At 72.5% G+C, this 18,773-nt stretch carries 19 protein-coding genes; 10 read left to right on the forward strand and 9 right to left on the reverse strand.

Going from position 1 to position 18,773, the window contains the following annotated elements:
• Nucleotides 1-103: 103 nt before the first annotated feature.
• Nucleotides 104-583, forward strand: a complete 480-nt coding sequence (locus DEJ51_RS20845) for a hypothetical protein (RefSeq protein ID WP_150258922.1) — start codon at nucleotides 104-106, stop codon at nucleotides 581-583.
• Here the strand turns inward: DEJ51_RS20845 and DEJ51_RS20850 are convergent.
• From DEJ51_RS20850 to DEJ51_RS20860, 4 genes are all read right to left on the reverse strand, one after another.
• On the reverse strand, nucleotides 564-1,187 hold the full coding sequence (locus tag DEJ51_RS20850) for a nucleoside triphosphate pyrophosphatase (RefSeq protein WP_150258923.1): 624 nt from the start codon (nucleotides 1,185-1,187) through the stop codon (nucleotides 564-566). The two genes, DEJ51_RS20845 and DEJ51_RS20850, sit on opposite strands and share 20 nt — an antisense overlap.
• A gap of 41 nt (nucleotides 1,188-1,228) precedes the next feature.
• Nucleotides 1,229-1,363, reverse strand: coding sequence for a morphogenic membrane protein MmpB (gene mmpB / locus DEJ51_RS35590; RefSeq protein WP_263411711.1), 135 nt, complete (start codon nucleotides 1,361-1,363; stop codon nucleotides 1,229-1,231).
• A 79-nt stretch (nucleotides 1,364-1,442) separates the two neighbouring features.
• Complete coding sequence (locus DEJ51_RS20855; RefSeq protein WP_150262054.1) at nucleotides 1,443-1,649, reverse strand: acyl-CoA carboxylase epsilon subunit; 207 nt, start codon at nucleotides 1,647-1,649, stop codon at nucleotides 1,443-1,445.
• Nucleotides 1,650-1,664: 15 nt separating this feature from the next.
• Nucleotides 1,665-3,260 (reverse strand): acyl-CoA carboxylase subunit beta, encoded by a 1,596-nt coding sequence (locus tag DEJ51_RS20860; protein WP_150258924.1) that lies wholly within the window; start codon nucleotides 3,258-3,260, stop codon nucleotides 1,665-1,667.
• 131 nt (nucleotides 3,261-3,391) lie between these two features.
• Between DEJ51_RS20860 and DEJ51_RS20865 the strand changes: the two genes are divergently transcribed.
• The 5 genes from DEJ51_RS20865 to hutH all read left to right on the forward strand — a co-directional run bounded on the left by DEJ51_RS20865 (nucleotide 3,392) and on the right by hutH (nucleotide 9,483).
• Nucleotides 3,392-4,255, forward strand: coding sequence for a biotin--[acetyl-CoA-carboxylase] ligase (locus DEJ51_RS20865; protein ID WP_150258925.1), 864 nt, complete (start codon nucleotides 3,392-3,394; stop codon nucleotides 4,253-4,255).
• A 196-nt stretch (nucleotides 4,256-4,451) separates the two neighbouring features.
• The gene (locus DEJ51_RS20870; protein WP_150258926.1) at nucleotides 4,452-5,609 is read left to right on the forward strand and encodes an adenylate/guanylate cyclase domain-containing protein; all 1,158 of its coding nucleotides are present in this window, start codon (nucleotides 4,452-4,454) and stop codon (nucleotides 5,607-5,609) included.
• Between the two features lie 154 nt (nucleotides 5,610-5,763).
• Nucleotides 5,764-6,567 carry an enoyl-CoA hydratase/isomerase family protein gene (locus DEJ51_RS20875; protein WP_150258927.1) on the forward strand — a complete coding sequence of 268 codons (804 nt, stop codon included), beginning with the start codon at nucleotides 5,764-5,766 and terminating at the stop codon, nucleotides 6,565-6,567.
• A 151-nt stretch (nucleotides 6,568-6,718) separates the two neighbouring features.
• Nucleotides 6,719-7,834 (forward strand): GGDEF domain-containing protein, encoded by a 1,116-nt coding sequence (locus DEJ51_RS20880; protein ID WP_150258928.1) that lies wholly within the window; start codon nucleotides 6,719-6,721, stop codon nucleotides 7,832-7,834.
• A gap of 107 nt (nucleotides 7,835-7,941) precedes the next feature.
• Nucleotides 7,942-9,483, forward strand: a complete 1,542-nt coding sequence (gene hutH / locus DEJ51_RS20885; protein ID WP_150262055.1) for a histidine ammonia-lyase — start codon at nucleotides 7,942-7,944, stop codon at nucleotides 9,481-9,483.
• A gap of 75 nt (nucleotides 9,484-9,558) precedes the next feature.
• Here the strand turns inward: hutH and DEJ51_RS20890 are convergent, their stop codons facing one another.
• Entirely contained in the window at nucleotides 9,559-9,927 is a 369-nt protein-coding gene (locus DEJ51_RS20890) for a hypothetical protein (protein WP_150258929.1), read from the reverse strand.
• A gap of 107 nt (nucleotides 9,928-10,034) precedes the next feature.
• Between DEJ51_RS20890 and DEJ51_RS20895 the strand changes: the two genes are divergently transcribed.
• The 3 genes from DEJ51_RS20895 to DEJ51_RS20905 all read left to right on the forward strand — a co-directional run bounded on the left by DEJ51_RS20895 (nucleotide 10,035) and on the right by DEJ51_RS20905 (nucleotide 12,854).
• On the forward strand, nucleotides 10,035-10,376 hold the full coding sequence (locus DEJ51_RS20895; protein WP_223835907.1) for a hypothetical protein: 342 nt from the start codon (nucleotides 10,035-10,037) through the stop codon (nucleotides 10,374-10,376).
• Between the two features lie 134 nt (nucleotides 10,377-10,510).
• Nucleotides 10,511-11,782, forward strand: coding sequence for an Ig-like domain-containing protein (locus tag DEJ51_RS20900; protein ID WP_150258931.1), 1,272 nt, complete (start codon nucleotides 10,511-10,513; stop codon nucleotides 11,780-11,782).
• A gap of 112 nt (nucleotides 11,783-11,894) precedes the next feature.
• Entirely contained in the window at nucleotides 11,895-12,854 is a 960-nt protein-coding gene (locus DEJ51_RS20905; RefSeq protein WP_150258932.1) for a GNAT family N-acetyltransferase, read from the forward strand.
• On the opposite strand, the gene DEJ51_RS20910 is transcribed toward DEJ51_RS20905, so the two are convergent.
• Complete coding sequence (locus DEJ51_RS20910) at nucleotides 12,844-13,728, reverse strand: helix-turn-helix transcriptional regulator (RefSeq protein WP_150258933.1); 885 nt, start codon at nucleotides 13,726-13,728, stop codon at nucleotides 12,844-12,846. The genes DEJ51_RS20905 and DEJ51_RS20910 overlap by 11 nt on opposite strands.
• Before the next feature lie 164 nt (nucleotides 13,729-13,892).
• Here DEJ51_RS20910 and DEJ51_RS20915 point away from each other — a divergent pair, with 164 nt between their 5' ends.
• Nucleotides 13,893-14,993 (forward strand): NAD(P)-dependent alcohol dehydrogenase, encoded by a 1,101-nt coding sequence (locus DEJ51_RS20915; protein ID WP_150258934.1) that lies wholly within the window; start codon nucleotides 13,893-13,895, stop codon nucleotides 14,991-14,993.
• A 130-nt stretch (nucleotides 14,994-15,123) separates the two neighbouring features.
• Here DEJ51_RS20915 and msrA read toward each other — a convergent pair whose 3' ends face one another.
• From msrA to DEJ51_RS20930, 3 genes are all read right to left on the reverse strand, one after another.
• Nucleotides 15,124-15,792 carry a peptide-methionine (S)-S-oxide reductase MsrA gene (gene msrA / locus DEJ51_RS20920; RefSeq protein ID WP_150258935.1) on the reverse strand — a complete coding sequence of 223 codons (669 nt, stop codon included), beginning with the start codon at nucleotides 15,790-15,792 and terminating at the stop codon, nucleotides 15,124-15,126.
• A 78-nt stretch (nucleotides 15,793-15,870) separates the two neighbouring features.
• Nucleotides 15,871-17,031, reverse strand: a complete 1,161-nt coding sequence (locus tag DEJ51_RS20925; RefSeq protein ID WP_150258936.1) for a hypothetical protein — start codon at nucleotides 17,029-17,031, stop codon at nucleotides 15,871-15,873.
• The gene (locus DEJ51_RS20930; RefSeq protein WP_150258937.1) at nucleotides 17,028-18,626 is read right to left on the reverse strand and encodes a M48 family metallopeptidase; all 1,599 of its coding nucleotides are present in this window, start codon (nucleotides 18,624-18,626) and stop codon (nucleotides 17,028-17,030) included. Before DEJ51_RS20930 ends, DEJ51_RS20925 begins: the two co-directional genes overlap by 4 nt.
• Nucleotides 18,627-18,773 lie beyond the last annotated feature (147 nt).

Genomic DNA, 18,773 nt, shown 5'->3' on the forward strand with positions numbered 1-18,773 from the left:
GAGACGTCCGCAAGCCGGGTGTGCGGATGTCTTGCCCGCCGGGCTACCCGTTAGTAGCCTCCAGGGCGTCGAACGGGCTTGTGAGACGTGGGGGTGGGGCATCGTGCTGCGAAGACTCGTGGCCGGACTGGCCGCGGTCGTGCTCGTCGTGGAAGCGGCGGTGCTCGTGCTCGTCCACATCGTGCTGGGCCGGACCACGGCGAACCAGTCGATGTCGATCGCGGGCAGTGACCCGGAGGTCATGTCCAAGGCGACCTATGCCATGGGGGCGGGCATGGGCGCCTTCCTCGTCCTGTGCGCCGTACTCGCCGCCGTCACCGCGCTGCGCGACCGCCCGCCGGGGCGCTTCGCCCGCGTCGTGCTCATCGGCGCCGCCGTCGTCCACGCCGTGCTCGGCATCCTCGTCGTCGGGCTGGTCGGCTGGGCCGCCTTCGCGACGCTGATGCTGATCCTGTCTCTCCTCGTACTGACCCTGACGCTCTACCCCGCCGCCCGGCGGACCGGCGACACGGACGGCGGCGGACCGGTCGAGGACACCCCGCCACCGCCGCCGTTCGGGGAGCTCAAGCCCACAAGTCCGTGATGGACACGTCCAGTTCGCCCAACAGGGAACGCAGCAGCGGCAGCGACAGCCCGATGACGTTGCCGTGATCCCCGTCGATGCCGTCGATGAACGGCGCCGACAGGCCGTCCAGGGTGAACGCGCCCGCCACGTGCAGGGGCTCCCCGCTCGCCACGTACGCCGCCACCTCCGCGTCCGTCGGCTCACCGAAGCGGACCGTCGTGGACGCCGTGGCCGAGACCTGACGGCCGTTCGCCGTGTCGATCACGCAGTGCCCGGTGCGCAGCACGCCCGCCCGTCCGCGCATCGACTTCCAGCGCGCGGTGGCCTCCTCGGCGTCGGCCGGCTTGCCCAGGGCCTCGCCGTCCAGCTCCAGCACCGAGTCGCAGCCGATCACCAGGGCCCCCGCGGCCTCGTCCAGACCCGCGACGACGGCGGCCTTCGCCTCGGCCAGGGCCAGCGCCAGGGCGGCCGGCTCGTCGTGGTTCAGGGTGTCCTCGTCGAAGCCGCTGACGATCACGTGCGGGGCGAGCCCGGCCTGCCGCAACAGGTTCAGCCGGGCGGGGGAGGCGGAGGCGAGGACGAGCTTGCGCCCGGTCGTCGTGGGCTCAGGTGTGGCAGTCATGGGGGCCATCGTAGGCGCGCCCCGCACCCCGCGGACAAGGCCTAGAAGTGGCCCACACCCAGGACGTACACCACCACGAGCATGGCGAGGGCGAGCACCAGGGTCAGCCGCCGGATCATCGCCTGCGCGTCGCGCATGTCCTTGGGCGGCTCGTTCTTCGGGTCGGACCAGAGCATGCCTCGATCCTGGCCCGGGAAAGGCCGTGGCGCCTGAGTACGGGTACTCAGGCGCCACCGTCCGTTCGCATCGATCCGGCTACGCGGGCCAGTACGTACGGCCCCAGGCCCGCGGCCCCGGATGGGGAACCCGGCGCCGGGCCACCCGCGCCGGAGCCGACCACTCGTCCGCGACCCGCGGGGCGCCCGACGGTGCCATGGCCAGCACCGCCGCGCGCGCCTGGACCACCGCCAGTGCGGCGGCCAGCTCCTCCGGGGTCGGGTTTCCCTTGACGACCTTGATCACCACAGGACTGACCTCCTACAGGGGGATGTTGCCGTGCTTCTTCGGGGGCAGCGACTCCCGCTTGGTGCGGAGCTGGCGCAGCCCCTTCACCACGTGCGCGCGGGTCTCGGACGGCATGGTCACCGCGTCGATGTAACCGCGCTCGGCGGCCGTGTACGGGTTGAGCAGTGCGTCCTCGTACTCGGCGATGAGCCGGGCCCGGGTCTCCTCGGCGTTGCCCGCCTCCTCCGCCTCGGCGATCGCGCGGCGGTGCAGGATGTTGACCGCGCCCTGCGCTCCCATGACGGCGATCTGCGCGGTCGGCCAGGCCAGGTTCAGGTCCGCGCCGAGGTGCTTGGAGCCCATGACGTCGTACGCGCCGCCGAAGGCCTTGCGGGTGATGACGGTGATGAGGGGGACGGTGGCCTCGGCGTAGGCGTAGATCAGCTTCGCGCCGCGCCGGATGATTCCGTTGTACTCCTGGTCGGTGCCCGGAAGGAAGCCCGGGACGTCCACGAAGGTCAGCACCGGGATGTTGAAGGCGTCGCAGGTCCGGACGAACCGGGCCGCCTTCTCGGAGGCGTCGATGTCCAGGCAGCCGGCGAACTGCATCGGCTGGTTGGCGACGACGCCCACCGGATGGCCCTCGACCCGGCCGAAGCCGGTCAGGATGTTCGGCGCGAAGAGCGCCTGCGTCTCCAGGAACTCCGCGTCGTCGAGCACGTGCTCGATCACGGTGTGCATGTCGTACGGCTGGTTGGCGCTGTCCGGGATCAGGACGTCGAGCTCGCGGTCGGCGTCGGAGACCTCGGTGTCCGCCTCCTCCGGGAAGGCGGGCGGCTCGGAGAGGTTGTTCGACGGCAGGTACGCGAGCAGTGACTTCACGTACTCGATGGCGTCCTTCTCGTCGCCCGCCATGTGGTGGGCGACGCCGGACGTGCTGTTGTGCGTGCGCGCCCCGCCCAGCTCCTCGAAGCCGACGTCTTCGCCGGTGACCGTCTTGATGACGTCCGGGCCGGTGATGAACATGTGCGAGGTCTGGTCGACCATGACCGTGAAGTCGGTGATGGCCGGGGAGTACACGGCGCCGCCCGCGCAGGGTCCGACGACCAGGCTGATCTGCGGGATCACGCCGGACGCGTGGACGTTGCGGCGGAAGATCTCGCCGTACATGCCCAGCGCGCTGACGCCCTCCTGGATCCGGGCGCCGCCGGAGTCGTTGATGCCCACCAGCGGGCATCCGGTCTTCAGCGCGAAGTCCATGACCTTCATGATCTTCTGGCCGTAGGTCTCGCCGAGGGCCCCGCCGAAGACGGTGAAGTCCTGCGAGAACACCGCCACCGGACGGCCGTCCACCGTGCCGTAGCCGGTGACGACGCCGTCGCCGTAGGGCCGGGTCTTCTCCAGTCCGAAGTTGGTGGAGCGGTGCCGGGCGAACTCGTCGAGCTCGACGAAGGATCCCTCGTCCAGCAGGAGGGCAACCCGCTCACGTGCCGTCAGCTTGCCCTTGGCGTGCTGCTTCTCCACGGCACGCGCGGACCCGGCGTGGGTGGCTTCGTCGATGCGGCGCTGCAGATCCGCGATCTTGCCCGCGGTGGTGTGCGTGTCGATCGGCTCGGACGGTTGTGACATCGGGGTCGCGGCTCCCTGCGTGGTGTCAACTGCCTGGTCAATTGATTGACTACTGCTGGCTACTGGTGCGTAGCGTATCGGCGGGCATGGCGCTCGGCAGTGCGGCGTTTGACACACCTAATGTGGCTTGCATGACGCCATCAGATGCCTCAGCAGGTGCTTCCGGTCGCTGGTCGAGCCTGGACCGGCCGCCGCTCAACGTCGCCGCCCTTCAGCGGGCCCTCGTCACCGGGGACGGGCTGTGGACCTCCGTGGAGGTCGTCGCCAGTACCGGGTCCACCAATACCGACCTTGCCACCCGGGCGGCGGAGCTGCCCGAGGGGGCCGTGCTCGTCGCCGAGGAGCAGAGTGCCGGGCGCGGGCGGCTCGACCGGAGCTGGGTCGCGCCCGCGCGGTCGGGGCTGTTCTTCTCCGTCCTGCTCAAGCCGGGCGACGCGGTGCCGCAGGAGCGGTGGGGGTGGCTGACGCTGCTGGCCGGTGTGGCCACCGCGACCGGGCTGTCCCGGGCGGCCGGCGTGGACACCGCCCTCAAGTGGCCCAACGACCTGCTGGTCAGTGTGGACGGCGAGGAGCGCAAGACCGGCGGGATCCTCGCCGAGCGGGTCGAGGACGGCGTGGTCATCGGGATCGGGCTCAACGTCACCCTGACCGAGGACGAGCTGCCGGTACCGGCGGCGGGCTCGCTGGCGCTGGCCAAGGCCTCCGTGACCGACCGCGACCCGCTGCTGCGGGCCGTCCTGCGGTCCCTGGAGGAGTGGTACGGGAACTGGCGCGCGGCCGGCGGCGACCCGGCGGCCAGCGGCCTCCAGGAGACCTACGCGGCGGGCTGCGCGACCCTCGGCCGGCACGTGCGCGCGGAACTGCCCGGCGGGCGCACTCTCACCGGAACGGCCGAAGCGGTGGACACCGATGGCCGCCTGGTGATCCGTACGGCCGAGGGCCGGCACGAGACGGTGGGCGCGGGCGACGTCATCCACCTGCGTTCCGTGCACTGACAGGGGCGCGGGTGCCGGGTGCGGCGCCGGACCGGGGCCGCGGCCCCGGACCCCGCACCCAGGTCGCGGGCGGGCCGGAAGCGGGGAGGGGGAGTGAGCTACGGCACACCTGCCGTATGGTTTAGGCGATCCCGGTGCTCGTGGTGATCAACCGGTTCGCAGGGCAGTGCGCACGGATATGGACAGGAGGCGGCCCTTGACCGTCGACGACCCTACGTCCAGCGCGTCCGCCGGCGGCGGCTCCGCGTCCGGCCCGGGCACCCCGATCGGCCGTGACCAGCACACCCCGCACCACGAGGTCGATCACACGGCCCAGCCGACGGCGGACCCCCTGGCCATCCGGCTGGAGCAGCTGATCCTCGGTGCCGAGCGCCGGTACACGCCCTTCCAGGCCGCCCGCAGCGCGGGCGTGTCCATGGAGCTGGCCTCGCGCTTCTGGCGGGCCATGGGCTTCGCCGACATCGGGCAGGCCCGGGCGCTGACCGAGGCCGACGTGCTGGCCCTGCGCCGGCTGGCCGGTCTGGTGGAGGCCGGGCTGCTGTCCGAGCCGATGGCCGTGCAGGTGGCGCGGTCCACGGGGCAGACCACGGCCCGGCTCGCGGAGTGGCAGATCGACTCGTTCCTGGAGGGGCTGACGGAGCCGCCGGAGCCGGGCATGACCCGTACGGAGGTCACGTACCCGCTGGTGGAGCTGCTGCTGCCCGAGCTGGAGGAGTTCCTCGTCTACGTGTGGCGCCGCCAGCTGGCGGCCGCGACCGGACGTGTGGTGCAGGTGGCCGACGACGACGAGATGGTCGACCGGCGGCTCGCGGTGGGCTTCGCCGACCTGGTGGGCTTCACCCGCCTGACGCGGCGGCTGGAGGAGGAGGAGCTCGGCGAGCTGGTCGAGTCCTTCGAGACCACCTCGGCGGACCTGGTGGCGGCGCACGGCGGCCGGCTGATCAAGACCCTCGGCGACGAGGTGCTGTACTGCGCCGACGACGCGGCGACGGCGGCCGAGATCGCGCTGCGGCTCATCGAGACGATGGAGGCCGACGCCCAGATGCCCGAGCTGCGGGTGGGGATCGCCTTCGGCACGGTGACCACCCGGATGGGCGACGTCTTCGGCACCACGGTGAACCTGGCCAGCCGGCTCACGTCCATAGCCCCCAAGGACGCGGTGCTGGTGGACGGGGCGATGGCCGAGGAGCTGTCCCGGACCGGGGCCGCTCCGGTGTCGGAGAAGGAGGCCGAGACGTCGCCCGACGAGGGTGCGTCGTACCGCTTCGCCCTGCAGCCGATGTGGCAGCGGCCGGTGCGCGGGCTCGGCGTCGTGGAGCCCTGGTCGCTGACGCGGCGCAAGCGGACCCCGTAGGCCGGCCCTCCCGGATCGTGCCGGGCTCTCGCCGTCCCCGTCGCGGATCCCGCCGTGCGTACGGCGTCCCCGTCGCCGATCCTGCCGGGCCCGGCCCGATCGGCGGACCACCCCCTAAGATCCCGGGTAACGTTCGTTAACCGGGAGGGTTCTTATGGCGTCCGAGTCCGCATTCGAGTCGGAGTTCGTGGCGGTACGCCGCCACGAGAGCGGGGTCGCGGAGCTGGTCCTGGACCGCCCCAAGGCCATGAACGCGATGTCGACCGCGATGGCCCGCGACCTCGGGGCGGCCTGCGCCCATCTGGCCGCCGACCGGACCGTACGGGTGGTCGTGCTCTCCTCGACGTCCGAGCGGGCCTTCTGCGTCGGCGCGGACCTCAAGGAGCGCAACTCCTTCTCGGACGCCGAGCTGGTCCGGCAGCGGCCGACCACGCGGGGCGCGTACGGGGGCGTGATGGCCCTGCCGATGCCCACGGTCGCGGCGGTGCACGGGTTCGCGCTGGGCGGCGGCTTCGAGCTGGCGCTGGCCTGCGACGTGATCGTCGCCGACGAGACCGCGGTGGTGGGCCTGCCCGAGGTGTCGGTGGGCGTGATCCCCGGCGGTGGAGGTACGCAGCTGCTGCCGCGCCGCGTGGGTGCGGCGCGGGCCGCCGAGCTGGTCTTCACGGCGCGCCGGGTGGAGGCTGCCGAGGCGCTCTCGCTGGGGCTGGTGGACTCGGTGGTCCCGGCCGGCCAGGACACGGCGGAGGCGCTGGCGCTGGCGTCCCGTATGGCGGCGAACTCCCCGGTGGGCCTGCGGGCGGCCAAGCGGGCGCTGCGGCTGGGGCACGGAATGGACCTGGAGGCCGGTCTGGAGATCGAGGACGCGGCCTGGCGGACGGTGGCCTTCTCGGGGGACCGGGTGGAGGGCGTCGCCGCGTTCAACGAGAAGCGCAAGCCGAACTGGCCGGGGGAGTAGCCGTCCGGGGGCGGCGGCCGCCGTGTTCCGCCCCGGCCGCCGCCGCCCGCCGCCCGTACCCGGGCGTCGCCGATCACCCTTCGTGATCTTGGTGGTACCGAATGTCGCGCTCATTGTCCCCAAATCGGACAAAAGTCCCTAACCTGGGGTGATGGGAGTTGACGGGCGGCTACGAGCCGTGGTGGGACTCGCTCAGGCGATGGCCGCGGCCTGCGCGCCGCGGGACAGCGTGCGGGCGGCCGCGCGGGGCGCGCGCGTGGCGCTGGACGGCTCGTTCGCCGCGATCTCCGCGTGGGAGCGGGAGCGGGGGCGCCTGCGGGTGCTCGTGAACGAGGGCGAGCGGCGGGCCGGCGAGGAGGAGTTCCCCGAGGACGAGTCCTATCCCGTGCACGACTTCCCCGAGATCACCGAGTTCCTGCACGAGGTCTGGGTGGGGGGCGGCGGCCCGCACGCCTGGGTCGAGAGCGCCGTGGGCGACCGGCCGGGGCGACGTGGGGAGGCCCTGCGCCGCCGCGGCCGCGGCACGTGCGTGGTCGCGCCCGTCGTGCTCAGCGGCCGCGCCTGGGGCGAGCTGTACGTCGCGCGGGACGAGGGGCTGCCCGACTTCGACGAGGACGACGCCGACTTCGCCACCGTGCTCGCCGCCGTGATCGCGGCCGGTCTCGCGCAGAACGAGCGGCTGGAGGAGGCCCGGCGGCTCGCCTTCACCGACCCGCTGACCGGGCTCGCGAACCGGCGGGCGGTCGACATGCGGCTCGACGAGGCCCTGGAGGAGCACCGGCGGACGGGGGCGGTCGTCAGCCTCGTCGTCTGCGACCTGAACGGCCTGAAGAAGGTCAACGACACCCTCGGCCACGCCATGGGCGACCGGCTCCTGGAGCGGTTCGGGTCGGTCCTGAGCCTGTGCGGGGCGATGCTGCCCGGAGCGCTGGTGGCCCGGCTCGGCGGCGACGAGTTCTGCCTGGTCGGGGTCGGTCCCACGGCGGACGAGATCGTGCGCGTCGCCGAGGAGGTGTGCACCCGCGCGGCCGAGCTGGAGCTGGGCGAGGGGGTGGCCTGCGGCGTGGCCTCCACCGGGGACCCGATCGGCCTGGTGAAGTCCTCCCGGCGGCTGTTCCGGCTGGCGGACGCCGCGCAGTACAAGGCGAAGGCCGCGCGCTCGCCCAAGCCCGTCGTGGCGGGCCGGGACACCGCGGTGGTCCGGCTCGCGGACGCCGCCGCAGAGGAGGCCCCCGGGGAGCGGCGCCGCTTCCGGGGCCGCCAGTGACCCCCGGCCCCCGGCGGCGGCCCGTAAGGGTCCCAGCCGCGTCGCGATCGTGACGAAACGAGCTAGTGACATGAAGCGATTCAATCCGTAGGGTGCTGAATATGGATATGCACACTGTCGTGGTGGGGACGTCCGGGACCACCGCCGAGGACGTCATCGCCGTAGCCCGCGGCAACGCACGCGTCGAGCTCTCCGCGGAGGCGCTCGACGCGCTCGCCCGGGCCCGCGAGATCGTCGATGCCCTCGCCGCCAAGCCCGAGCCCGTCTACGGGGTGTCCACCGGGTTCGGCGCGCTCGCCTCCCGGCACATCAGCCCCGAGCTGCGGGCCCAGCTCCAGCGCAACATCGTCCGCTCGCACGCCGCCGGCATGGGCCCGCGCGTCGAGCGGGAGGTCGTCCGCGCGCTGATGTTCCTCCGCCTGAAGACCGTCGCCTCCGGTCACACCGGCGTACGCCCCTCCGTCGCGCAGACCATGGCCGACGTGCTCAACGCCGGGATCACCCCGGTCGTCCACGAGTACGGCTCCCTGGGCTGCTCCGGCGACCTCGCGCCGCTGTCCCACTGCGCGCTCGCCCTCATGGGCGAGGGCGACGCCGAGGGCCCGGACGGTACCGTCCGCCCCGCCGGCGAGCTGCTCGCCGAAGCCGGCATCGAGCCCGTCGTGCTCCGCGAGAAGGAGGGCCTGGCCCTCCTCAACGGCACCGACGGCATGCTCGGCATGCTGGTCATGGCCCTGGCCGACCTCGGCAGGCTCTACACCTCCGCCGACATCACCGCCGCCCTCACCCTGGAGGCGCTGCTCGGCACGGAGAAGGTGCTCCAGCCCGAGCTGCACGCCATCCGCCCGCACCCCGGCCAGGGTGCCTCCGCCGCGAACATGGCCGCCGTCCTGGAGGGCTCCGGGCTCGTCCGCCACTACCAGGAGGAGACCGCCCCGCGCGTGCAGGACGCCTACTCGGTGCGCTGCGCCCCGCAGGTCGCCGGCGCCGGCCGCGACACCATGGCGCACGCCGCCCTGGTGGCCTCCCGCGAGCTGGCTGCCGCCGTCGACAACCCGGTGGTGCTGCCCGACGGGCGCGTGGAGTCCAACGGCAACTTCCACGGTGCCCCGGTCGCCTACGTGCTGGACTTCCTCGCCATCGCGGCCGCCGACCTCGGTTCCATCGCCGAGCGCCGCACCGACCGGCTGCTCGACAAGAACCGCTCGCACGGCCTGCCGCCGTTCCTCGCGGACGACGCCGGCGTGGACTCCGGTCTGATGATCGCCCAGTACACGCAGGCCGCCCTGGTCAGCGAGATGAAGCGGCTCGCGGTGCCGGCCTCGGCCGACTCGATCCCCTCCTCCGCGATGCAGGAGGACCACGTCTCGATGGGCTGGTCGGCCGCGCGCAAGCTCCGTACCGCCGTCGACAACCTGACGCGGATCATCGCCATCGAGCTCTACGCGGCCACCCGCGCCATCGAGCTGCGCCACGGGCTGACCCCGGCCCCGGCCAGCCGGGCCGCGATCGCGGCCGCCCGTGCGGCGGGCGTGCAGGGGCCTGGGCCGGATCGTTTCCTCGCCCCCGACCTGGCGGCTGCCGACGAGTTCGTCCGTTCGGGCGGCCTCCTGGCCGCGGTGGAGCCGGTGACGGGCCCGCTGGCCTGACGGCAGGCCGCGTACACGGTGGAGGGCCACCCCGGGAGCGGATCCCGGGGTGGCCCTCCGCCGTGTACGCCGTGTCTACGACGCGTGCGAGCGGCGCACCGAGAAGGCCACGAAGCCGGCCCCGACCCCCAGGAAGAGGGTGCCGCCCAGCAGGTAGGGGGTGGTGTCCACGGACCCGGTGGCGGCGAGCAGGGGCTGCGGGTGCGAGGCCGGCCCGGAGGCCGTTCCCGTGACCGTCCGGGGGGCGTCGGAGCCGGAACCGGAAGCGGAGTCGGCGGAACCGGTCGCGTCGCCGGTCTTCCCGGCGGCGTTCGCTCCCGCGGGCACGCCGGAAGCGGACTCCTCGGTACCGGCCGAGGTGGCGCCAGCCGATGGCACGAACCACAGGGCGGCGAGGAGGGTGGTCGCTCCGAGAGCGGTGAGCAGCGGTCGGCGTGCGGACACGGTGCGATCCCCCTTGTGGCAGCAGCGAATTGGCCGTGTGCGGTGATGCTACGGAAAGGGGCGGGTCGTGGGAAAGTCGGGGCTTCCGCGGGCTTACTCTCCGTCGTATGAACTCTTCTGAGACATCACGTTACGTACGACTTCGCGTGGATTTGGTGCTGGAAGTGCCGGACGTCCAGGCACTCACCGGAGCCGCCCTCGCCCACATCAAGGCCGACGAGTTCATGCCGGACGAGGAGCGCGGCCATGCGGAGTCCGCCGTCCGCGAGGACGAGTCGGAGGCCCTCGCCTACCTCGTCGACCCCACTGACCTGGTCACGGACATCCCCGGCGTGGAACTCGCGCAGGCCTCCTGGAGCAGCGAGCCCGTCGAATACGACCCCGAGTCGATGGAGTGGGACCTGGGCGAGGAAGATGGGGACTTCGACGAGGAACCCGACAACGCCTGACCGTGTGGTGGACCACATCCCAACGGAATGTGGAACCGGCCGGTGCCGTTAACGCGTTGTCAGGACCAGGCAGGGGGTGTGCCCCCTGCCCGGCCAACCCCGGGGACGGCCAGCTTCCGGGGTATCCGGCAACGATGGAGTGGCGTGTGAGGACGGACAGTAAGCGGCGGAGAAGGTCCCTGGTGGCCATATCCGCCGTTCTCGGTGGGGTACTGATGCTCTCGGCGTGCGGCGGCGGGGACGACGACAAGCCCAAGGGCAAGGGCGATTCCGCCAGTGCCCAGGCGGACGTCGACGCGGCGGCGGCCAAGGACGCGGCCAAGGCCAAGATAACCATCACGCCGAAGGACGGCGCCACGAACGTCGGCCTGAACGACGCGGCCAACGTAGCCGTCACCGACGGCACCCTCACCCTGGTCGAGCTGAAGACCAGCGAGGGCACGGCCGTGCCCGGCAAGATCGCCGCCGACGGCAAGAGCTGGAAGCCCGACGGCGCACTGAAGCGCTCCACGAAGTACGCGCTGGCGGCGACCGCCAAGGACGCCGACGGCAAGGAAGCGCACGAGAACGCCTCCTTCACCACCGTCTCCCCGGAGAACAGCTTCGTCGGCTCGTTCGTCCCGGACGAGGGCCAGACGGTCGGCGTGGGCATGCCGGTCTCGATCACCTTCAACAAGCCGATCCAGGACAAGAAGGCCGTCCAGGCGGCCATCTCGGTCAGCTCCAGCAGCGGCCAGGAAGTCGTCGGCCACTGGTTCGGCGCGCAGCGCCTGGACTTCCGCCCGGAGCAGTACTGGCAGGCGAACTCCACCGTCACCATGAAGCTGGCGCTGGAAGGCGTCCAGGGCGCTCCCGGCGTCCAGGGCGTCCAGAACAAGACCGTCACCTTCAAGATCGGCCGCAGCCAGGTCTCCACGGTCGACACGAAGACCAAGAAGATGACGGTCACCCGGGACGGCGCGGTCATCAAGACCATCCCGATCTCGGCGGGTTCCCCGGACAACCCGACCTACAACGGTCAGATGGTGATCTCCGAGAAGTTCAAGGAGACCCGCATGGACGGCTCCACCGTCGGCTTCAAGGACAGTGAGGGCAAGGGCGAGTACGACATCAAGGACGTCCCGCACGCCATGCGCCTGTCCCAGTCGGGCACCTTCCTCCACGGCAACTACTGGGGCGCCGACTCGGTCTTCGGCAGCGCGAACACCAGCCACGGCTGCGTCGGCCTGAACGACGTCAAGGGCGCGGGCGACCCGAACCAGCCCGCCGCCTGGTTCTACGACAACTCGCTCATCGGCGACGTGGTCACCGTGGTCAACTCCCCCGACAAGACCATCAAGCCCGACAACGGCCTCAACGGCTGGAACATGGGCTGGGCGGAGTGGAAGGCCGGCTCGGCCGCCTGACCACCCGGCTGCGCACCGCGCACCACGAACGGCGGGGATCCCTCACGGGGTCCCCGCCGTTCGGCGTGAAACCCCCCGGTCCGACCACACGTGATCACCTACTGTCCCCGGTATGACCATCCGCGCGCTGCCGCTGCCCCCGACCGACGCCCAGATCGACACCTGGACCGCGGTCCTCACCGCCGCCCGGGCCGCCGACCTGCCGCGGGTACCACCACCCGCCCGGACGGAGGTGGCCGGACGGCTGCGCGTGACACCGGCACGCGGCCGCGCCGCACTCTGGGCCGCGGACGCGGGAACGGGCATCGCCGCGCTGATCCTGTTCAGGGACGAGGCCAACGCGCACACCGCCTTCCTCGACGTGCTCGCCGTCCACCCGGACGCCCGGCGCCGCGGCCTGGGCCGCGCCCTGTGGGAACAGGTCCGCACCGAGCTGCTGGCCCACGGCCGGACCTCGGTCTCGACCCTGGTGGACCTGGGCGGACCGGGGCAGGCCTTCGCGGAGTCCCTCGGCTTCGTGAACGTCCTGCCCATGGCCTGGTACGAACAGGACGTGACGCGGCAGCCGCCCCCGGCCGCCGCCCCGGTCCCCGGGTACGAGCTGCGCGCCTGGCACGGCCTGGTGCCCGACGACTGGGCCGCGCCGCTGGCCACGGCCCACGGGGCGATGGAGGACGCGCCCACGGGCGACATCGACGAGAAGAGCGAGACCTGGACGCCGGACAGGCTCCACGCCGCGCACCGGCTGATCCTGGACCGGGGCGGCGAGATCACCACCGTCGCCGCGGTCACCGGCACCGGTGAGGTGGCCGCGTACACCGAACTGGTCCTGCCCGATCCGGCCGGGCCGCGCGCCCTGCAGTACGACACCGTGGTCGCCCCCGCCCACCGGGGCCGCGGCCTGGGCCGCGCGGTCAAGCTGCACATGCTCGAACTGGCCCGCCGCCGGTATCCGGACCTGGGCCGGATCGCCACCACGGTGGCCGACGAGAACACCGCGATGCGGGCGGTCAACGAAGGCCTCGGCTACCGCCTCGACCGCCCCGCCGCGTACTACCAGCTCAGCCTGTAGCCGCCGGGTTCCGCACCCCGGCCCCCTCGGACGGGGTCGACCACGAGGCCAGCAGACGCAGGGCGTCCGCCGAGGGGGAGCCGGGGACGGCGTGGAAGGTGACCAGGGACTGCGCCGGGTCGTCCGGCAGCTTCAGCGTCTCGAACGACAGCCGCAGCTCACCCACCAGCGGGTGCCGCAGCAGCTTCTCACCGTGCGTCTTGTCCGCCACCGTGTGCGCCGCCCACAGCCGCCGGAACTCCTCGTTCTTCACCGACAGCTCCCCGACCAGCGCCGACAACTGCTCGTCGTCCGGGTGCTGGCCCGCGTACATCCGCAGGTTGCTCACCACCTCGCAGGCCCGGCACTCCCACTCCCCGTACAGCTCCGCCGTCGCCGGATCCAGGAACACCAGCCGCACCAGGTTCCGCTCGGCGGCCGGCAGCGCCCCGAAGTCCCCGAAGACCGCCGCCGCCAGCCGGTTCCAGCCGATGACGTCCTGCCGGTGCCCCACCAGGTACGCCGGTACGCCGTACATCGCGTCCATCAGCGTGCGCAGCTCCGGCCGGACCTGCTGAGGGCGCCGGCTGTGGCGGCGCCGGTGCGCCTTCGGCCGCGCCAGGTCCATCAGGTGCGCCCGTTCGCTCCCGTCCAGGCGCAGGGCCCGCGCGAGCGCGTCCAGTACCTCCACCGACACGTTGTGCCCGTCGCGCTGCTCCAGCCGCGTGTAGTAGGCGACCGACACCCCTGCCAGCTGCGCCAGTTCCTCGCGGCGCAGCCCGGGCACGCGCCGGCGGCGCCCGTGGTCGGGCAGGCCCACGTCCTCGGGGCGCAACCGCGCACGGCGGGAGCGGAGGAACTCGCCGAGGCAGGCTCGCTGATCAAGCTGGTCCATCCCGTCAGTATCCCCGGGCGGCGCGCCGCGGTGCAGGCGTGAGCCTGACCCCGCCAGGAGTAGGTTCGCCAGGCGTAGGCAGGACAGGGGGATGGCTGCCTTCCGGACGAACCGGCAGCGTGGGGGCCACCGCAGAGGCACGACCCCGTTCGAGGAGCACACCCATGTCCGCCACCCAGACCGCCCGTTCGACGCAGGCCGCCATCGGCGCCCACACCCCCCGGGGCACTCGGGTCGCCGCCTACGCCGCCCCCGCGGCCAAGGCCCCGCTGGAGCGCACCACCATCACGCGCCGTCCCGTCGGCGAGCACGACGTCCTCATCGACATCAAGTACTCCGGCATCTGCCACTCCGACATCCACCAGGTGCGCGACGGCTGGGGCGAGGGCATCTACCCGATGGTCCCCGGCCACGAGATCGCCGGGGTCGTCTGCGAAGTCGGCCCGTCCGTCACCCGGTTCTCCGTCGGGGACCGGGTCGGCGTCGGCTGCTTCGTCGACTCCTGCCGCCGCTGCGCGTACTGCCTGCGCGGCCAGGAACAGTTCTGCGCCGAGGGCATGACCGGCACCTACAACGCCCTCGACCGCAACGGCGAGCCCACGTACGGCGGTTACTCCACCCACCTCGTCGTCGACGAGAAGTACACCGTGCGCATCCCCGACGGCCTCGGCCTCGACGTCGCCGCCCCGCTGCTGTGCGCCGGCATCACCCTCTACTCGCCGCTGAAGCACTGGCAGGCGGGCCCCGGCAAGAAGGTCGCGGTCGTCGGCCTCGGCGGCCTCGGCCACCTCGGCGTGAAGATCGCGCACGCGCTCGGCGCGGAGGTCACCGTCCTGTCGCAGACCCTGCGCAAGCGGGAGGACGGCCTGAAGCTGGGCGCCACCCACTTCCACGCCACCGGCGACGAGGCCACCTTCGAGGAACTGGCCGGCCGCTTCGACCTGATCCTGTCCACCGTCTCCGCCCCGCTCGGCCTGGACGCCTACCTGGGCCTGCTGAAGGTCGACGGCGCACTGGTGAACGTCGGCGCCCCGGAGGAACCCGTCGCCCTCAACCTGTTCTCCGTCATCGGCGGCCGCAAGACCCTCGCCGGATCGATGATCGGCGGGATCGCCGAGACCCAGGAGATGCTGGACTTCTGCGCCGAGCACGGACTGGGCTCGGAGATCGAGCTGATCGCCGCCGGGCAGATCAACGAGGCGTACGAGCGGGTGCTGGCGAGCGACGTGCGCTACCGCTTCGTGATCGACGCCTCGACGATCTGACCCGGAGCGGCCCGGCCGGCCCGGTCCCCCGCGCGGGGAGACCGGGCCCGGTCAGCGCACCCAAGAGGCGGTCAGGCCCTCGTACGCGGTGCCGGCGACGGGCCGGCGACGCGTACGACCACGCGGTCGCTCACGCCCCGGGGGCCTTGGCCACGCCGATCGGGCAGGCCACGCCCGTGCCGCCGATGCCGCAGTAGCCGCCCGGGTTCTTGTCCAGGTACTGCTGGTGGGGTGCCTCCGCGGGCCAGAAGGGGCGCTCCGCGGCCGGCAGCACCGCCGTGGTGATCGGGCCGTAGCCCGAGGAGGCCAGGACCTCCTGGTAGGCGGCGCGGGAGGCCTCCGCCGTCTCCTGCTGCTCGGGGGAGTGGGTGTAGACCGCCGAGCGGTACTGGGTGCCGACGTCGTTGCCCTGGCGGAAGCCCTGGGTGGGGTCGTGGGACTCCCAGAACACCTTCAGCAGGGCGGCGTAGGAGACCTGGGACGGGTCGAAGACCACGCGGACCACCTCGGTGTGACCGGTCAGACCCGAGCAGACCTCCTCGTAGGTCGGATTCTCGGTGAAGCCGCCCTGGTAGCCGGCCAGCGTGGTCCAGACCCCGGGGGTCTGCCAGAACTTGCGCTCCGCACCCCAGAAACAGCCCAGACCGAAGTCGGCGACTTCCAGGTGCGCGGGGTAGGGGCCGGACAGCGGGTTGCCCAGCACGGTGTGCCGGTCGGGCACGGCGAACAGCGGCTCCGCGCGGCCCGTCAGGGCCTCCTCGCGGGTGGGGAGCTCGGGCGTACGGCGGTACGAGAACATGGATCGCCTCCTTGTGGGAGTGACAACGTGCGGAGGGCGGGCCGGGATTCCCCGGCCCGCCCTCCGTCCCCGCACCGGTCAGAGACCCGGCGTGGTCACGCCCACCGCCCAGTCCCGGGCGTACAGGTACCGGCGCTTCGGCGAGCCCGCGTAGGACCACGGCAGGCAGCCGATGTACCCGTCGATGTACCGGAACTGCTCGACGGCCTCGGCGTCACGGTCCTGCCAGAAGAGCAGGTACGCCAGGATGTGCCGCATGCCCGTCGTCCCCGGGTGGTCGTCGCCCGCAGCCGCCAGGTCCAGCAGCGCCGCGTCCACCGCCGCGACGATCTCCGGCTCCTTGAAGAACGTCTCCGCGGCCAGGTCGTCCTCGTGCGTCTCCTGCTCGAAGTACGCGATCAGCGGCAGCCGCGAGAACAGCTCACCGGGCTCCCCGGCAGCCGCCGACTCTCGCGCGAAGGCCAGCGCCAGCTCGTGCGAGCCGCGCCACTTCTGGCACCAGTACTGCAGTGCGCTGACGTGCGCCCACAGCACCTTCGGATCGCGCTCGACGATCTTCGCCCACAGGTCGCGGTACCGCTCGTGCGAGTAGCCCAGGCCCTGCCCGATCGGCTGCTCCACGATGTACGGGGTCGGGTCCGCCGGGTCGGCGAGGCGCTGGGCCGCGTGGGCGGCCTCCTGCGCCTTGACCAGCAGATCGCGGAAGAGCCGGAACTGCTCCTGCGTGGTGCGGCTGCCCGACTGGGAGCCGCGCACGTTCCACGCCACCTGGATCGCGGTGTCGGCGTCGACCAGGGCCGCCGTCGGGTCCGTGGGCCGCGCCGCACGCCAGGCCAGCAGCCACGCGTCGTCCTCGGCGGCCTCCTCGGCCAGCGGGCGGACCCGCTCCATGCGCTCGTGCCAGTTCTTCCCGGCCGCCTCGACGTAGGCGGCTGCCGCCTCCCAGTCGCCCGACCGGACCGCCTCCAGGACGGCGGTCTGCTCCGGCGGCACCGGAGCGGCGTTCTCGGTGTCCAGGTCGGCTTCGGCCACGAACCCCAGAGCGACGACCGCGGCCGCCTTCCCGGCCTTCTCCTCGGCCTCGATCGCCTCGGTTTCGGCGTTCAGGGCCTCGGTCCGGCCCTCGATGACGGCGATCTCCGCCTCCAGCCGCTTCGCCTTGCGGATGAAGTAGACGCCCCGCAGGAACTTGAACGCGCCGAACAGCAGCACGGCGCCCAGGATGTACAGGCCGATCACGGGGCAAGCACCAGCTTTCGCAGGGATTCGGTCTCCGGCAGGTCGGCGACGGCCGCGTCCAGGGCGGCGCCCAGACGGTCCTCGAAGCCGTCGGCCGGGTAGCGCAGAGCGGCCGAGTCGGACCAGGACAGCTGCCAGCGGGCGGCGCCGCGGGCCGTCAGCTCGACGGTGACCAGCTGGTTCAGCGCCCGCCGGACGACCGGGCGGGCGAACTCACGGGCCGTGCGGCCGGTGGCGGCCTGCGCCTCTTCCGACTTCGGGAACCGGTCGGCGATGCGCCAGCGCACCGCCGGGTCGGCGTCGAACGCGTCCAGCACGGCGTCGAGCCCGGGGCCGGCGCCCTCGGCGGCGAACGCCTCGCGGACGTCCTCCGCGCCCTGGCCGACGTACAGGGTCATGGACTCGTGGACGAGGTCCTCCCAGTCGAGCCGCTTGAGGGCGAGCGCCTCCGGGGTGAGCACGGCCTGCTCCAGCGCGGCCAGCGCCGTACCGGCGTCGGCCAGCAGCTCCAGGGCCGGCCGGGCGGCCTGCCCGGCGCGGCCGTCGTCGGGCAGGGCCTCGATGCGGGCCACGCGCTCGGCGAGCGCCGGGTGGGAGTCGTAGGGGGAGGTGGGCTCGGTCGACAGTTCCTGGCGCAGCTCGTCCAGCTCGGCCGACCGCGCGTCCAGGAGCCGGCGCAGGCCGCCGAAGACCTCGCCGGGGCGGGGCAGCAGGCCGGCGCCGACACCGAGGGTGGCGTACGAGCCCATGTAGAAGTCGTGCGCCGAGCCCAGGGCGTTCAGCTCGCGCAGCGCGGACGCGGCCGAGTCGCGGCCGGCGACCCGGACCGACGCGAGGTCGGCGGCGAGCTCCTGGCGGCGGGAGGTGGAGCGGGTGGCCCGCATGTAGAAGTTGCCGTACCCGATGTAGATCTTGGCCATGGCGCGGTACATCGCACCCTCGCCCGAGGTGTCGACGCCCTTGGCCTTCTTGCCCTTGGCGATCCGCTTCTCGTCCTTGCGCTCCTGCTTCACGCGCTCCTTGGCGACCTTCTTGTCGGCGCGGTCGTGGAAGTAGCCGATGGTGCGGATCAGCTGCGCGCGGCCGCGGGCGATCAGCGGCGTGAGACGGGTGTCGAAGTTGGCGTAGTGACCCATCTCGTGGGCGAGCACGGCGCGCAGCTGCATCTCGTCCAGGCCCGTCATCAGGGGCAGGCCGAGGTAGAGGCGGCGGGTGCCGGGCCGCAGGCCCAGCAGCTTCGCGTCCTCGGCGACGGCCGCGTTCACCTCGTCGATCAGCACGATCTCGTCGGGGGCGCGGGTACCGACCTGCTGCGCGATGTCACGCACGACGGCCCACAGCTCGGGCTCCTGCGCCTCCCCGACCGTCACACCGGCCGGGGGCTCGCCCTTGGGGGTGCGCAGCATGAACATGCCGCGGACGATCGGGACGGTCAGGACCAGGGAGGCGAGGACCAGCTTGGCCACGATCGGGCCGTGCAGGTTGGTGACGACGGCGTAGTCGATGGCGCCGAGGGCGGCCAGCAGGAACACGCCGAGCAGATAGAAGCCTGCGAGCAGGACGAGGGCGCGCAAGGCGCGCAGTGATGCGCCCATATGGACAGATCCCCCCACGGGATGAAAGCGGTGTGCCGGAGTCGGTGGCAGGGCAGAAGGCCGCCACCGCCGCATCATGCGGCCTGTGATTACTTACGGCAACTTTATTGGCCCACGTCGAGGCCCGTCCCGTGGGGTGGGGACACG

Origin of the sequence: Streptomyces venezuelae (genome assembly GCF_008642275.1) — a bacterium.
Taxonomy (GTDB): Bacteria; Actinomycetota; Actinomycetes; order Streptomycetales; family Streptomycetaceae; genus Streptomyces; species Streptomyces venezuelae_E.

Excerpts from the sequence above, each read along its gene's own strand:
- DEJ51_RS20850 (WP_150258923.1), bottom strand. The coding sequence starts at position 1,187 with ATGACTGCCACACCTGAGCCCACGACGACCGGGCGCAAGCTCGTCCTC.
- DEJ51_RS20895 (WP_223835907.1), top strand. The coding sequence starts at position 10,035 with ATGAACTCTTCTGAGACATCACGTTACGTACGACTTCGCGTGGATTTG.
- DEJ51_RS20910 (WP_150258933.1), bottom strand. The coding sequence starts at position 13,728 with ATGGACCAGCTTGATCAGCGAGCCTGCCTCGGCGAGTTCCTCCGCTCC.
- DEJ51_RS20865 (WP_150258925.1), top strand. The coding sequence starts at position 3,392 with ATGACGCCATCAGATGCCTCAGCAGGTGCTTCCGGTCGCTGGTCGAGC.
- DEJ51_RS20875 (WP_150258927.1), top strand. The coding sequence starts at position 5,764 with ATGGCGTCCGAGTCCGCATTCGAGTCGGAGTTCGTGGCGGTACGCCGC.
- DEJ51_RS20880 (WP_150258928.1), top strand. The coding sequence starts at position 6,719 with ATGGGAGTTGACGGGCGGCTACGAGCCGTGGTGGGACTCGCTCAGGCG.
- hutH (WP_150262055.1), top strand. The coding sequence starts at position 7,942 with ATGCACACTGTCGTGGTGGGGACGTCCGGGACCACCGCCGAGGACGTC.
- DEJ51_RS20900 (WP_150258931.1), top strand. The coding sequence starts at position 10,511 with ATGGAGTGGCGTGTGAGGACGGACAGTAAGCGGCGGAGAAGGTCCCTG.
- DEJ51_RS20915 (WP_150258934.1), top strand. The coding sequence starts at position 13,893 with ATGTCCGCCACCCAGACCGCCCGTTCGACGCAGGCCGCCATCGGCGCC.
- DEJ51_RS20930 (WP_150258937.1), bottom strand. The coding sequence starts at position 18,626 with ATGGGCGCATCACTGCGCGCCTTGCGCGCCCTCGTCCTGCTCGCAGGC.
- mmpB (WP_263411711.1), bottom strand. The coding sequence starts at position 1,363 with ATGCTCTGGTCCGACCCGAAGAACGAGCCGCCCAAGGACATGCGCGAC.
- DEJ51_RS20905 (WP_150258932.1), top strand. The coding sequence starts at position 11,895 with ATGACCATCCGCGCGCTGCCGCTGCCCCCGACCGACGCCCAGATCGAC.
- DEJ51_RS20860 (WP_150258924.1), bottom strand. The coding sequence starts at position 3,260 with ATGTCACAACCGTCCGAGCCGATCGACACGCACACCACCGCGGGCAAG.
- msrA (WP_150258935.1), bottom strand. The coding sequence starts at position 15,792 with ATGTTCTCGTACCGCCGTACGCCCGAGCTCCCCACCCGCGAGGAGGCC.